This window comes from Gardnerella greenwoodii 00703Dmash, assembly GCF_000263635.1.
Taxonomy (GTDB): Bacteria; Actinomycetota; Actinomycetes; order Actinomycetales; family Bifidobacteriaceae; genus Bifidobacterium; species Bifidobacterium greenwoodii.
The window spans coordinates 450,657-465,660 of sequence record NZ_ADEV01000009.1; the positions used below are offsets into that span (position 1 = coordinate 450,657).

Annotated in this window: 12 protein-coding genes and 2 tRNA genes; 5 read left to right on the forward strand and 9 right to left on the reverse strand. The window is 44.6% G+C overall.

The annotated features are described in order from the left end of the window. Positions 1-28: 28 nt before the first annotated feature. The 6 genes from NG78_RS00535 to NG78_RS00510 form a co-directional block, all read right to left on the reverse strand. The gene (locus NG78_RS00535; RefSeq protein WP_004135377.1) at positions 29-568 is read right to left on the reverse strand and encodes a GNAT family N-acetyltransferase; all 540 of its coding nucleotides are present in this window, start codon (positions 566-568) and stop codon (positions 29-31) included. Between the two features lie 63 nt (positions 569-631). Further along, positions 632-1,126, reverse strand: a complete 495-nt coding sequence (locus NG78_RS00530; RefSeq protein ID WP_004135380.1) for an S-ribosylhomocysteine lyase — start codon at positions 1,124-1,126, stop codon at positions 632-634. A gap of 116 nt (positions 1,127-1,242) precedes the next feature. Continuing rightward, positions 1,243-2,847 (reverse strand): ABC transporter ATP-binding protein, encoded by a 1,605-nt coding sequence (locus NG78_RS00525; RefSeq protein WP_004135382.1) that lies wholly within the window; start codon positions 2,845-2,847, stop codon positions 1,243-1,245. Then, a complete protein-coding gene (locus tag NG78_RS00520) occupies positions 2,844-3,698 on the reverse strand; it encodes an ABC transporter permease (protein WP_032834950.1) in 855 nt (284 codons plus the stop codon). The genes NG78_RS00525 and NG78_RS00520 overlap by 4 nt, the downstream gene beginning before the upstream one ends. Before the next feature lie 13 nt (positions 3,699-3,711). Beyond that, positions 3,712-4,665, reverse strand: a complete 954-nt coding sequence (locus NG78_RS00515) for an ABC transporter permease (RefSeq protein WP_004135385.1) — start codon at positions 4,663-4,665, stop codon at positions 3,712-3,714. Positions 4,666-4,726: 61 nt separating this feature from the next. Next, positions 4,727-6,436, reverse strand: coding sequence for an ABC transporter substrate-binding protein (locus NG78_RS00510; RefSeq protein ID WP_004135387.1), 1,710 nt, complete (start codon positions 6,434-6,436; stop codon positions 4,727-4,729). A gap of 329 nt (positions 6,437-6,765) precedes the next feature. Here NG78_RS00510 and pdxS point away from each other — a divergent pair, with 329 nt between their 5' ends. Together pdxS and pdxT are read left to right on the forward strand one after the other, a co-directional pair. Continuing rightward, positions 6,766-7,701 (forward strand): pyridoxal 5'-phosphate synthase lyase subunit PdxS, encoded by a 936-nt coding sequence (gene pdxS, locus NG78_RS00505; protein WP_004135388.1) that lies wholly within the window; start codon positions 6,766-6,768, stop codon positions 7,699-7,701. Positions 7,702-7,710: 9 nt separating this feature from the next. Further along, positions 7,711-8,316 carry a pyridoxal 5'-phosphate synthase glutaminase subunit PdxT gene (pdxT, locus tag NG78_RS00500; RefSeq protein ID WP_004135390.1) on the forward strand — a complete coding sequence of 202 codons (606 nt, stop codon included), beginning with the start codon at positions 7,711-7,713 and terminating at the stop codon, positions 8,314-8,316. Positions 8,317-8,449: 133 nt separating this feature from the next. On the opposite strand, the gene pgi is transcribed toward pdxT, so the two are convergent. Continuing rightward, entirely contained in the window at positions 8,450-10,144 is a 1,695-nt protein-coding gene (pgi, locus tag NG78_RS00495) for a glucose-6-phosphate isomerase (RefSeq protein ID WP_004135391.1), read from the reverse strand. Positions 10,145-10,432: 288 nt separating this feature from the next. Here pgi and NG78_RS00490 point away from each other — a divergent pair. The 3 genes from NG78_RS00490 to NG78_RS00480 all read left to right on the forward strand — a co-directional run bounded on the left by NG78_RS00490 (position 10,433) and on the right by NG78_RS00480 (position 11,538). Next, positions 10,433-10,505 (forward strand) — tRNA-Thr (locus NG78_RS00490). Between the two features lie 81 nt (positions 10,506-10,586). Next, positions 10,587-10,667: transfer RNA gene (locus tag NG78_RS00485), tRNA-Leu, on the forward strand. Between the two features lie 103 nt (positions 10,668-10,770). After that, the gene (locus NG78_RS00480) at positions 10,771-11,538 is read left to right on the forward strand and encodes a type III pantothenate kinase (RefSeq protein WP_004135393.1); all 768 of its coding nucleotides are present in this window, start codon (positions 10,771-10,773) and stop codon (positions 11,536-11,538) included. A gap of 6 nt (positions 11,539-11,544) precedes the next feature. Here NG78_RS00480 and NG78_RS00475 read toward each other — a convergent pair whose 3' ends face one another. Together NG78_RS00475 and glmS are read right to left on the reverse strand one after the other, a co-directional pair. After that, complete coding sequence (locus NG78_RS00475) at positions 11,545-12,975, reverse strand: extracellular solute-binding protein (RefSeq protein ID WP_004135396.1); 1,431 nt, start codon at positions 12,973-12,975, stop codon at positions 11,545-11,547. 36 nt (positions 12,976-13,011) lie between these two features. Then, positions 13,012-14,919, reverse strand: a complete 1,908-nt coding sequence (gene glmS / locus NG78_RS00470) for a glutamine--fructose-6-phosphate transaminase (isomerizing) (protein WP_004135397.1) — start codon at positions 14,917-14,919, stop codon at positions 13,012-13,014. Positions 14,920-15,004 lie beyond the last annotated feature (85 nt).

Below are 15,004 nucleotides of genomic sequence, written 5' to 3' on the forward strand. Positions count from 1 at the left end.
CATAAGCTTTTAAGAACACACGCGCATTTCATATGACATGATTAAGTGTTTGCATCCATTGATATGCAATACGTACTGCACTGTGTACACGATCTGGAATAACGACCAATCCACAACGACTAAACCCTGCACGCGTAATTACTTTTTGCATAATTACGTTATCTGGATGCGTGTCAATGCGTACATTATTATAGTTTTGCTGCACCCAATGCAAGCACGCTGTTGCCATTTTTGGTTTTATTCCCGAAGATGCTAAGCGGTGAATTGTTACATAGGGGGAAATATCATCAAGCCACGCACCGTCAATACTGGCATACACTTCATCAACACCTTCGCATAATGCGAATTGCGCTAGAATACGCTCGTTACATGATTCTGGGTCCTCGTCAACAATCAAATAGAAACGTTTTAAACGAATATCTTCAATAACACTTGAAACAAGTGGAAAACTATTCCCCCACTGATGAGGATTGCCTGTAACACGCATAAATTTGCGAGCATTTTCATAAATATGCTCAATATTTCGCAAGTCACCAAGCGTTGCTTTTCTCAATGTTATATCTTCCACGCCAACCTCTAAAAGAAACTAAATAAAACTACGCAAAATTACGCAAAACTAGCTAATTATTACTTACACAAGTTTGCGCTCAAAAGGATCCGAACTAATTCCCTTCGCTAGAATATCTTTACACCATTGACTAGCACCAAATAAACTGTGGTCTCTATAGTTGCCGCAAGATTCAATAGTTGTTGCAGGAACATCATCCCAGGTGGCATTAAACGCAATAAACTCAAGAGATTCCTTTAAAGCGCGCGCCACATCTTCTGTGCTGTGTTCACCCCAAGTTAGCAAATGAAAACCAGTTCTGCAACCAAAAGGCGAGCAATCAATATAGCCATCAATGCGCTCGCGAAGTAACACTGCAATCATATGCTCAATTGTGTGCAATGCGGCAGTAGGAATTGCTTCCTCATTAGGCTGCGTTAAACGAATATCGTAGTTGGAAATTACATCTCCGTGAGGGCCGTGTTGCGTATCAATATAACGTACGTAAGGTGCCTTTACTTTTGTATGATCTAGTTCAAAACTTTCTGGTCTAGGCCTAGACGCATCCTGCTTATTCATAAGTATTCCCTTCGCTTAACTACACAATAAACAACGTACTCTTTACGTACTAAGTACTTCTATAGTAGACGGTAGTTGCCTAATTAGTTGAAAGATTTATTAGTTGAAAGATTTATTTACATGATTGCTGCGTTTACAAGAGCACGAGTGTAGTCATTTTGCGGATTATTTAGAACATCGCTTACTCTTCCAGATTCCACAATTTCCCCATCGTTAAGAACAATTACGCGTGTTGCTAAATTCTGAATCATACCTAAATCGTGGCTTACGAAAACACACGACATTGTTGGGCGCTCTTTTCGAATTGCCGCAAAAGCGTCGAGAATGCGAGTGCGCTCAGCAACGTCAATTGCACTCATTGGCTCATCAGCAAGCAAAACTCGAGGATTATTGATTAATGCGCGAGCAATACAAACACATTGCGCTTGACCACCAGAAAGCTCATGAGGGTAACGTTCCAAAAAATCTTCAGGATTTAATCCAACTAATTGCAACATTTCTTCAACTCGGTTGCGAATAGTTGCTTCGTCTAATTGAAGAGATTTTCGCCAAATATTAAGCGGCTCGGCAACACTTTTTAGAACAGTCCATCGCGGATCTAAAGCAGCAAATGGGTGCTGAAAAACAAGAGAAGTTTCTTTACGAAGCGCACTATAATCGGAAATTTTTTTGCGATTTGTGGAAGAATTCACTATTTGTGAATCATAAGTAACGATTCCATCTGAAATTTTTTGAAGACCTAACATTGCGCGAATAAGAGTTGTTTTGCCAGAGCCAGAACCGCCAATAATAGCAAGCGATTCTCCTTTGAAAAGATCCAGATCAACGCCCTTCAAAACTTCTGCGCGAGCTAATGCGCGACCCAAAGTAACGTGAATATTTTTTGCAGTTAAAAGCGAAGAATCTTTTCGACTTACGTTTTCGCTACTTACACTTTGGGAATCTAATTTTTGCGCTCTTAAAGTCAACTTTTTAGCAGCATCAACCAATTGCTTAGTTGAAGTAACGCGCGGATTTTCAAGCAAATCTTGAACTTCTGCACTGTCAACCAATCGCCCAGAATCAAGAACATAACAACGTTTAGCAGCGCGCGAAAGCACCGAAAAATCGTGAGTTACAAAAAGCATCGAAGCACCCATGTTGTCAACAAGCGAAGTCAACATGTTAACAACATCTTTTTGAGTTACGCTATCTAAAGCGGTAGTAGGCTCGTCAGCCAAAATAAGCCGCGGAGAAGTAATCAAAGCTGTTGCAATACCAACGCGCTGAAGCTGTCCGCCAGAAAGTTCAAAAGTGCGTTTAGAAATAATATTCTGCGGCAAACCAACTTTTTCAAGCATTGCGCAAACTCTATTATGAACATCATCGGCATCAAGTTGGTAGTGAATTCGCAAAGGAAGCGAAATCTGTTCCTCCACGCTTAGCATTGGATTAAGCGCGCGATTAGCCTGCTGAAATACCACACCCACGTATTTTCCTCGAAGGCGTGCAAGATTCTCATCACTAGCTCCAACAGTTTGAACTCCCCCAAGCATGCAAGATCCAGAAATTTTAGTTTCAAACGGAAGCAAGCCGGTTGCGGCGCGAAGAAGCATAGATTTTCCAGAGCCAGAAGACCCAACTAAGCCAACACGCTCACCATCTTCAACATGCAGAGAAACGTTGTTAAGAATAGTTTTTTTGCCAAGATTTAACGTAAGATTTTGAATATTTAAGCTCATTTTGCGCCTACTTTATTCATACTTTTTGCGCAAGGATCCAATACTTTACGCAACACATCACCTAGAAGATTAAGAGCCACAACAACTATTGTTACGATCAATCCCGGCCATAGAACAGCTAAAGGATTTACGTGAATAAGCGTCACGGAAGTTGCCAAAACACGCCCCCAGCTAGGAACTCCAGATTGCACACCTACTCCCAAGTATGTTAGGCCACTTTCCGCCAAAATCACCGTTCCTGCAGAAAGAGAAAGCTGCACAAGCGCTACAGGCGTAATATTAGGGAGCACGTGACGAAGTAGCACGTATCTTCTTGAAGCGCCTTGAGAAATAGCTGAATTTACGTAATCTGATTGCAAAACAAGATTTGCGCTTGGACGCACAATACGAGCCAGATTAAAACCGTATCCAAATCCACAAGCAATCACAATCACCAAAACGTTTGTGCCAAACGGAACCGCAAGCATAAGAGCAATCAGAACAGTTGGAACGGAAATAAGAGCGTCAACAGCCATGACGCTTGTTGCACGAATAATTTTATACTGCGAAATCATAATACTCAGCAAAACTGTGCCAATTAAAGCAGAAATCATAACTGTGCAAATAACTATAACAAGCTCCACTCGAGAGCCTGCCATAAGCCAGCTAAGCATGTCTGCGCCAGTTCCATCAGTACCAAGTAAGTGTGCAAAAGACGGCTTTTGCCACACTTCGTAGCCGTTTGTTTTTAGAAGAGAATAAGGAGTCCAAAACAGTGAGATTGCGGCAATAGCAATCCAAAGAAAAAGCGTTACGCATACGAATTTACCAAAAGAAGCACGCCATATACGTTTTAGAATAGTAAATCGCATCTTTTTCACAAAATCACCTTGCCAACCTAGGGTCTAGCAGCCTGTGAGCAATATCAACTGCAAAACCAATTAGCAGAAAAAGAGCCGCCAGCATAAAAAGCTCGCCCTGCACGGCAATTAAATCGCGCAAACCAACATCTCGAACCAAACCCATACCCATTCCAGGTAAAGAAAACAGGTTTTCAATAACCATCACACCCATAACCATGTGAGCGAAAGTCAAACCAATAACAGAAACCAGCTGTGGAAGAGCCAGACGCAAACCAACTCGCCAAACAACCTGCTTACGAGTCATTCCGCAAGCCATTGCTTCAGCAGCAATTTCACTATTAGCAATATTTTCAAGAACTGCTGAAGTGTAGCGCATAAAACTAGAGCCAACAATAATTCCAACCGTAATCGCCGGCAAAAGTAGCGACAAAAACGCTTCGGAAAAATCACTCCAGCCGTCAGTTGGAAAACCCTGAGTAGGAAGAAGCCCCAGCACGCCAACACCTTTGCCAAACAGCAAAATAAGAAGCATTCCACCCCAAAGAGCCGGCACGGATCCTGCAGAAATAGCAGTAAATCGAGAAACCACTTGAACTAGCTTTCCTTCATGAGTTACCTTAAAGCAGCCAAGCGGAATACCAATTGCGAGCGCAATAGCAAGTCCCAAAAAAATCAGCGGAAAAGTTATAGTAGCGCGGCTTAAAATCATTGAAACCACGGGCCTGCCGGTTAGAACAGAAACGCCGAAATCTCCACGCAAAACACCCAGAAGCCAATCGGCATATTGAGTAAAAAGCGGCTTATTTAAGCCGAGTTCGGCGCGCAGCTGCTCAACTTTTCCATGAGGGGAGTTAATGCCTGCCATAACTTGCGCAACGTCTCCTGGAAGAACACGAAGCGCAAGAAAAACAGCCGCAGAAATGCAAAACAGAGCCGCAATAAAAAGCAGAAGTCTTTGGCATATCGTGCGAAACATTAATAACTCCCCTTTTGCATCAATTTTTAATTACTTGTTTAACTTTTGCGTAGACTTTTAGCTATTTAGCTAAACGCAGGTTGTAAAGCGGCAAGATCTCCTGATTCATGTCAAAAGGCATTCCTTCAAGATTCTTCACCTTCGCAGTTACAACGCGGTAGTTAAACAGCCAATCAGCAGGCGCATCCTCGCTAACAATTCGTGCAGCTTTAGCAAGCAATTTAGCAGAATCATGCTCATTCGCACAAAGCATAGCCTTCGCGTACAAGTCTTGCACTTTACTATTGTTGTAACCGTAGTAGTAAGTAGGATCCGCCCACTGGCCAAAATCGTGGCTTTCGTTGTGGTCAACCATCGACAAATCGTATTGCTTATTCTTATACACGTCCTGAAGCCAAGTAGTAAACTCAACAACATTCACGCGCAAATCAATACCAACAGCTTCAAGCTGCGAACGCAATTGGTCGCCAAGTTGAGTGCCGTAAATATTCGGGTAAGTAAGTGAAAGTTGAAGAGGATGCGACTTATCGAAGCCAGCATCTTTCATAAGAGCTTTCGCGCGATCAATATTATGAGGGTAAAGCTTAGTTAGATCCTCATAACCTGGGTCAAGAGATGGGATTGGGCCACCAAGTGCCAAATCTGTGCCGCCTCGAGACGCGATAATCTGCTTGTGATCAATCGCGTAACGAATAGCTTTTCTAACGCGAGCATCCTTCGTGCGCTCGCCGTTCATATTCATAGCAAGCACGAACTTGTCTGTGCCATTTCCAGCTCGCACAACGTAACGCTTAGAGTCATCTTTAAAAGGCTTAGCAAGCTGGCCGGAAATAGGAGCAAGAGCTTCAACAGAGCCGGAAGAAAGCGCGTCTACAGCAGCGTTGTCGTCCACAAAGTAGCGAATAACAACTTTTTCTGTTTTAGCAGGATGAATTCCCTTATAACGCGGATTTGCTTTTAACACAACGCGATCAGACTGCACGAACTTTTCGATTAAGTACGGTCCGGAACCAACTGCCTGCGTTTTAGCATCGTATTTAGCTGTTTTATCAAACACTAAGCCCGCGCGAGAGCACAAAGCCCACAAAAGCTTCGCATTTGGCTCTTTAAGCGTAATTTCAAATGTGTAATCGTCCTTTGCTTTTGCAGACTCAACTTTTCCAACCATATTCGAGCCGCGATACTGCTTAGAAACAAGCTCATTAAACGACCACGCAGCATCTTTTGCCGTAAGCTTGTGTCCGTTAGAAAATACGGAATCCTTACGCAAATGGAAAGTGTAGCGTAAGCCGTCTTTGCTTACATCCCAGCTTTTTGCCAAAGAAGGCGAAACCTGATTTTTTTCATTTCGCGCAACCAAGCCCTCGTAAACGTTACCAATAAGAAGCTGATCTAGCGAAGAACCGGACTGGTTTCTAATATCGAGATTAGTAGGAGCCAGTTTTAAGCCGATTGTGACGGTTTTGTGCGACATTGTAGACACAGCGTTTTGCGATTTGAATAAGCTTGGGTCTGTTACAGTTGCAAAAATCGCGCTTATTACAACAATCGCAACAATTACTATTGTAAATAGCCAAGGCTTGCTTAACTTACGATTTTTTGAAGAAGCGCTTTCTTTTGCTGCTGCATTAAGCGAGTCGTCTGTACTTGATTTAGACGCGCTATCTGCAGAAGCGTTATCGTAAGAATTACTTGTGTAAGATTCACCAGAGAATGTTTCGGTCGCGCCGTTTTCTTCGTGCACGCCTTCCTCGGGTTTTGCGTTACTCATACCATAAACCTTTCTAAATGGTACTAAGTTATTTAGTTGCTATTTATATTTAATTGTTATCTATTTTTAGTTGTTTTATGCTCGACGCTTGATTGCAAATTAAATAAAATCAACCCCAAGTCGCCGGCAGTATCAATCGTAGCGCAAGCTAAAAGCAGGCTCACCGTGCAATCATCCAAAAAACTCGCGAAAAATTTGTATAAATACGATTTTAAGAATGCACAAGGTTGTACTATTTATTAGGCATATATCCTACGAATGTGATTAAATTCCAACAGAACGTAAACTTGCAAACGTGCGCAAACACATCTAATACAAAGCGAGGAATGATGACTGAGAACTTGAATACTACAGTAACTGTGAACGAATCCTCGGATCCGCAAAACCAAAGTGGTGAAGACCGTACAGCATTGAACCGCCAATTGGCGCAAATGCTTAAGGGTGGCGTAATTATGGACGTCACCACCCCAGAGCAGGCGCGAATTGCTGAAGATTCTGGCGCATGCGCAGTTATGGCCTTGGAGCGTATTCCTGCCGATATTCGTGCAGCAGGCGGCGTTTCTCGTATGAGCGACCCAGCTATGATTCACGGCATTCAAGAGGCTGTGTCTATTCCTGTTATGGCAAAGTGCCGCATTGGTCACTTTGTTGAAGCTCAGGTGCTTGAAGCTATTGAAATCGATTACATCGATGAAAGCGAAGTGCTTAGCCCAGCTGACGACGTTTACCACATTAATAAGCGCGATTTTGCTGTGCCTTTCGTTTGCGGCGCTAAGGATTTGGGTGAAGCTTTGCGCAGGATTAACGAAGGCGCTTCCATGATTCGCACTAAGGGCGAGCCAGGAACTGGCGATGTGATTCAGGCTGTGCGTCACATGCGCATGATGAATTCCGCTATTCGCAAGCTAACCAGCATGCGTGAAGATGAGCTTTTTGAAGAAGCTAAGAATTTGCGCGTGCCATTTGAACTCGTAAAGTATGTTGCACAAAACGGCAAGCTTCCTGTTGTTAACTTTGCTGCAGGCGGCGTTGCAACCCCAGCAGATGCTGCTTTGATGATGCAGCTTGGTGCTGAAGGCGTGTTCGTTGGCTCCGGCATCTTTAAGTCTGGTGACCCTGCAAAGCGCGCTGCAGCAATTGTTAAGGCTGTTACTAACTACAAGGATGCCAAGATGATTGCTAAGCTTTCCGAAAACTTGGGTGAAGCTATGGTTGGCATTAACGAGCAGGAAATCAAGCTTTTGATGGCTGAGCGCGGCGAGTGATTGAGGCGAATGATTTTGGCAAACTCCCCTACTATAACTTCAAACGCAAGCGCCCCTAAAACTGTAGCTGTTTTAGCAGTTCAGGGAGCTTTTCTTGAGCATAGGTTGATGCTAGAAAAGCTGGGCGCACGCGTAATAGAGCTTCGGCAGGCTCGTGACTTGGAGCAGTCTTTTGACCGTTTGGTGCTTCCTGGCGGCGAAAGCACTGTACAAGCTAAGCTTCTTAAAGAGCAAAATATGCTCGAGCCTTTGCGCGAAAGGATTGCTTGCGGAATGCCTGTTCTTGGCACTTGCGCAGGATTGATTTTGCTTGCAAAGAACGTTGAAGGTAACGAAGTAAACGGATTTGGCACACTGGACGTGACTGTTAAGCGCAACGCTTACGGACGTCAGCTTGGAAGCTTCCACTGCGATGCTGATTTTGGTGATCTTGGTGCAGTTCCAATGACGTTTATTCGCGCGCCTTATATTGCAGAAGTTGGATCTAACGCTGAAACTCTTGCAACTGTAGATGGTCACGTTGTGGCAGCGCGTCAAGGAAATCAAATTGGCACGTCTTTCCATCCGGAGCTGGACAGCGATACGCGAATTCACCAGCTTTTCTTGAATCTGTAGTTGAATCTGTATTTATTTATATAAACAAAAACCTCTTGGTGAATGATTAACACTCACCAAGAGGTTTTAATTTTTAGGCAAATAGACAAGCCTTGTTCGAACTAATTTTTAATCAGTTGCGAACTCTTGCGAACTACTTGCGATGTGCGCGGTAGAAGCGAATCAAGCTCTGGGTAGAAGCATCCTGAGCTGCCAAAGCTTCATCATCCTTAGAAATTGCAGGAGTAATCTGCTTTGCAAGCTGCTTGCCAAGCTCCACGCCCCACTGATCGTAAGAATCCAAGCCCCACACAGTGCCTTCAACGAAGGTAATGTGCTCGTAGAGAGCAATAAGCTCACCCAAGCTAAATGGGGTCAAAGCATCGCCGAAGATGGAAGTGGTTGGACGGTTGCCCTTGAATACGCGAGCTGGCACGATCTCTTCTGGAGTGCCTTCAGCGCGAACTTCGTCAGCAGTCTTGCCGAAAGCAAGAGCCTTAGTCTGTGCAAGATAGTTGCCCAAGAAGAGCTCGTGCACATCCTGATCGCCATCCTTAGTAGGATTTGGCGTGTTCACAAAGGCAATGAAGTCAGCTGGAATAAGCTGAGTGCCCTGGTGAATCAACTGGTAGAAAGCGTGCTGGCCGTTGGTGCCTGGCTCGCCCCAGAAGATTTCGCCGGTTTCGCTTGTTACAGGAGTGCCATCCCAGCGCACAGACTTACCGTTGGATTCCATGGTGAGCTGCTGCAAATAAGCTGGGAAGCGGTGCAAGTACTGGTCGTATGGAAGCACAGCGTGGGAAGCAACCTTGTAGAAGTTGCGGTACCAAACGTTGAGCATACCAAGAAGAACCACAACATTCTTCTCGAATGGGGTTTCAGCAAAGTAAGTATCGATTGCGTGGAAGCCCTTCAAGAACTCTTCGAAGCGCTCTGGGCCCAAAACAACAGCCAAAGAAGTACCAACAGCGGAATCCACAGAGTAACGGCCGCCAACCCAGTTCCAGAAGCCAAATGCGTTGGTTGGGTTGATGCCGAACTCTTCAACCTTTTCGAGGTTGGTGGAAACAGCAACGAAGTGCTTAGCAACAGCTTCAGCCTTCTTTGCGTCGCTTCCGTCAATAGCGCCGGATTCCTGAAGCTTGTTAAGCAACCAGGTGCGAGCGGTACGAGCGTTGGTCAAAGTCTCCAAAGTGGTGAAAGTCTTGGAAACAATGATGAACAAAGTGGTTTCTGGATCCAAATCCTTGGTCTTTTCGGCCATATCGTTTGGATCAATGTTAGAAACGTAGCGAGCGCTAATGCCAGCGTCAGCGTATGGCTTCAAGGCTTCGTAAACCATGACCGGACCCAAGTCGGAACCACCGATACCAATGTTTACAACAGTCTTGATGTTCTTGCCGGTAACGCCCTTCCAAGCGCCGGAGCGAACTTCGTTAGCGAAATCGTAAATGCGACCCAAAACTTCACGAACATCTGCAACGGTATCTTGACCGTCAACAATGAACTTGCCAGCATCTTCTGCAGGACGACGCAAAGCAGTGTGCAAAACTGCACGATCTTCAGTATTGTTAATGTGCACGCCGGTGTACATTGCCTTAGTGCGCTCGTCAAGCTTTACAGCCTTTGCGAGGTCTGCGAAAAGCTTAAGAGTTTCAGGCTTGATTAAATTCTTAGAAAGATCGAAGTGGAGATCTCCAGCTTCGAAGCTCAACTTATCCACGCGATTTGCATCCTCTGCAAACCACTTCTTCAGGCAAACGCCTTCTGATTGCAACTCGTCGTAATGCTTCTGCAATGCAGCCCACTCTGGGGTTTTTACGGCGTCAACTGGCGGATTGATGGCCATTTCTAGGTCCTTTCATTTCTTTAACTGATGCGACAGCAATTGTCACTATCATCCACTTCACAAGATACTCACAAAAGCAGACAGAAACACGCGAAGCTTAACACAAAAATGAACACAATCACACTGATAGTGCGCGCATAAAATTTATGTGTTGCACTCCAATCGCGCGCAACCTACCCCGCATTTGGAGGGTTATCTGTTGCACGGCGCGCCAAATTAGACAAATCTAAAAAAATACGATAAAATACTTTTCTTGTGCGCGAGTCGCGAATGCGTCTCGGGCAACATGCCGCTTTAGCTCAGTCGGTAGAGCGTCTCCCTCGTAATGAGAAGGTCGACAGTTCGATTCTGTCAAGCGGCTCTCGACTCATTCGAGCGTGTTAATACTTGCGATTTGTGTTACGACTTGTGTTTTCCACGCTCGATTATTTGTATGAGTTATGCGCGAGTGGCGAAATGGTAGACGCGCAGGATTTAGGTTCCTGTGTCTTACGACGTGTGGGTTCAAGTCCCATCTCGCGCACGTTAAATCTTAAATCTACAATTCACAAACTTTCGTTAATATCAACAAGTAATATCAACAAGTAGTATCAACCATAAATATCAACATCAGGAAGCGCGTATAAATGTTAGTAGCAGTAGACATTGGCAACACGAACATAGTGCTCGGCTTTTTAAAAAATAACAAAATCGTCGGCACGTACCGCATGACTACAAAATCCAACCGCACTTGCGACGAATACGGCATTATGCTTATGCAATTCCTGCATTTAAGCGGCTTCAAAGCAAGCGATGTTGACGATGTAATAATTGCTTCTGTTGTACCAAAAGTTATGCACTCATTCCGTTCTAGCATAATAAAATTCTTTAATATTGACCCAATGATTGTGGGCCCTGGTGTTAAAACTGGCATGAATATTCGCATTGACGAGCCTAAATCGCTTGGCGCTGATTGCTTGGCTGATTGCGTTGGTGCGTTTAATGAGTACGGTGGGCCTGTTCTTGTTATTGACTTCGGTACCGCTACAACATACAACTACGTTGATAAAAGTGGCGCTATTACCTGCGGTCTTATTTGTACTGGTATTAGAACTGCAGCAGCAGCTTTGTGGGATAATACAGCTCAGCTTCCGGAAGTTGAAATTTCTAGACCAAAGTCTGTTCTTGCAAAATCTACGCTTACTGCCATGCAAGCCGGCTTATACTACAGTTTCTTAGGTGGCATTGAGCGCACTATTGAACAGTTTAAGAGTGAAATAAATGAGCCATTTAAGGTGATTGCCACAGGCGGATTGGGTAGTTTATTTGAGCAGGATGTTCAATCAATCGACTATTACGATCCTAATTTGATTTTCAAAGGCATGGCAGAAATTTATAGAAGAAACTTGCGTTAGTTTTAACTATCTAACAACAAAACCTTGGTTATACCCGTATTCTTTTAAGTCCTTTTGCCACAAATCTAAACCGTCTTTTATAGAAATACGAGGACCCGGATCATCTGGAAGCCACAGCTGACTGCCGTCATCTTGAGTAATTCCAGCGTCAATCATAGATTGCACATTCAAGCGAGCACGCGACTTCCTACTCCAGTCGTACGCCTGACCAACAGTTGCTCGAAAATCGCTTCTGGAATACACTTCAAACGGCAAATACTGGTATCTGGTATCTACTTGATTTGCAGCATCAGCAAATACGCGGTTAAATTTCTGACCACCAAAATAAGGTATGTCAATTCCGCGCGAATCACGTATTGTTGTTCGATTTAGAAAATTCGGGTCAGCAAGAGTTACAACATCCGCAGGAAACGCTCCACCGTTGACGCGCATTCTAATACCTTGCATTTCGTGACAAACAAAATTCACAAAACGCATAGCAGCTTCCGGTTTTCTACTTAATTTCAGCACAGATAGCGCAGATCCGCCCATTTCTGCGTTGCGTTTTTCGCCGTGAAGAGTTGGCACATGCGCAACCTTCCACAATCCTGCTGTACCTGGCACATTCTCCAGAAGTAAAGAAGGCATCCAAGCTCCAGCAAAAACAGAAGCAATTTTGCCGGCTCCAATACCATTTTTCCAGCGTTGCGTCCATGTTGTAGTTCTAGTGTCAATTAAGCCTTCGTCAATCATAGACTGCCAAAACTTAGTAAACTTTTGCGTGCCCTTATCGTAGCCCAAACGCACAGTAACTGTTTTTCCATCGTGCGAAGTAATAAAAGGACGCCCACCTGCAAGCCAAATCATAGCGTTATAAAAGCTGGCATCTCCCGAATCTGCAGCAATATAAACGCCAATATCCTTCAGTTTTCTAGCAGCATGACGGTAATCTTCCCAAGTGTGTATTTTAGTTGCGTCAACACCAGCTTGCTTAAATACGTCATCGTTATAAAACCAAGCCATAGGGCCTGAATCCATTGGCAAGCCGTAGATTCTCCCACCTAATTGCACAGAAGACCAAGTACCAGGAGTGTAAAAAGTTCTAGTCCCCTGCACTCGATCAGTAATATCTAGCAGCTGCTCGCTTACAGCGTATTGCGGTAGTGCGAAATATTCCAGCTGAGCAACATCTGGTATTCCGTAACCGTCTTGAATAGCGCTGTTTAGATTGCTGTAGCCGCTAGTGTCTTTTACAACAACACGAAGATCCGGATTAAGACGCTCAAACTCTTTTGCAATACGCTTCATGCTTGGTTCCCACGACCACACAGTGATTCGTGTTCTAGCATCCGCATTTGTGCATCCAGAAGATAGCAATAAAGACAAAACACACAATATTGAAAGCACTAATTGTTTCAAACTATTGCGCGATTGCAATATTTTTGCGAATGTAAGCATTAGCTGCCGCCTACTACTATTTTGCTACCATAAGTTTTATTCTACAGTTACGGATTTGGCAAGATTTCTTGGCTTATCAACATCGTAACCCTTTAATTTTGCCATATCCATTGCGAATAACTGCAACGCAACAACGTCAACAAGCGGGCTTAAAAGAGTTGGGCATTCAGGACGCCAGAAAACAATATCCGCGTATCTTGCAGCATCCGGATCCCCTTCTTCAGCAACCGCAATAGTAAACGCTCCGCGCGCTTTAACTTCCTCAATACCGGAGATTACTTTTGAGTGTAAAACGTCGCGTCCGCGAGAAGAAGGAACGATTACAACAACAGGCTCTCCCTCGTCAACCAGAGCAATTGGACCATGTTTAAGCTCGCCGGCTGCAAAACCTTCTGTGAAAGTATACGCAATTTCCTTAAGCTTAAGAGCGCCCTCCATTGCAACCGGGTAACCAACATGCCTACCTAAGAATAGGAAAGACTTAGCTTCAAGCGTATGCTCTGCAGCTTTCATAATGGAATCTGACTGAGTGTCGAGAACATGCTGAATTTTATTCGGCATCTCTTTAAGTTGCGCCACAATTTGCTGGATTTCGTCGCGATACATTGTGCCTTTTACTTGTGCCAAATAAAGACCGAGCATGTATGCTGCAACGATTTGTGCCACAAAAGCTTTAGTAGAAGCAACAGCGATTTCTGGACCAGCATGCGTGTAAAGCACAGCATCGGATTCGCGCGGAATGCTAGAGCCTTGCGTATTGCATATTGCAAGAACCCTACTTCCCTGCTCGCGCGCGTGACGCAAAGCCATAAGAGTGTCCATTGTTTCGCCAGACTGCGATATTGCAACCACCAATGTTCGATGCGTCAAAATAGGGTCGCGGTAACGAAACTCGTGCGCAAGCTCCACCTCAACCGGCACGCGTACCCAGTGCTCAATCGCATATTTTGCAACCAAACCTGCGTAACTTGCCGTGCCGCAAGCAACAACAATAATTTTGTCAATCGCGCGCAACACGTCTTGGCCAATATGAACTTCGTCAAGAACAATATTTCCCTGAGCGTCAAAACGCCCGCGCAAAGTGTCTGCAACAGCGTGCGGATCTTCATGAATTTCCTTATCCATAAAGGAATCCCAGCCGCCTTTTTCTACAGCAGACGCATCCCAGTCAACTGTAAAACACGTAGGATTTTCAACAACTTTGCCGTCAAAATCAGTAAGAAGCAAACCAGCTTTGCCGCTTTCGTCAATATTTCCAATGCAAACAGCCTGATCTTGACCAACTTCTAAAACGCGGTCCGTGTAAGCCACAAAAGCCGCAACATCCGAACCTAAGAAGTACTCGCCGTCACCAAGACCCACAACAAGCGGAGAATCGTGGCGAACAGCTGCAACAATACCAGGCTGACGAACGTCCACTGCTAGAAGAGTAAAAGCACCCTTAAGCATTTTTGCAGTGCGTCGAAGAGCTGTAAATAAGTCTGCTTTTCCGGTTTCTTCCACAATTTCGTTTGCGATTTTACCAAGAAGTTTTGCCGCAACTTCCGTGTCTGTTTGGGAAGAAAATTCGTAGCCTTCTTCGTGAAGCTGCTCTTTTAGAACAACAGCATTTTCAATAATTCCGTTATGAATAAGGGCGATTTTTCCGTCAACACTTGTGTGAGGATGCGCGTTTGCGTCGCAAGGAGCACCGTTTGTAGCCCAGCGAGTATGACCGATTGCAGCGCTTGCTTCCGGCATAGGATTCGCACTAATATCATCTCGCAACACAGCTAGGCGTCCAGCTTTTTTGCGCACGGCAACCTGGCTCATTCCGGGTGCCACCAACGCCACGCCTGAAGAGTCATATCCGCGATACTCTAAACGCTCTAAACCACCTAAACAAACTTCCAAAGGTTTTGCGCAAACCTTGCCAAAACCCGCATATCCCACAATTCCACACATAATCTTCTATTATACGTCAACCTCAAGGCTTGTGCAGTACTTTCCTCTAGTCAGATTTCGCGCTTCGAAGCCTTTGCCGAAATGC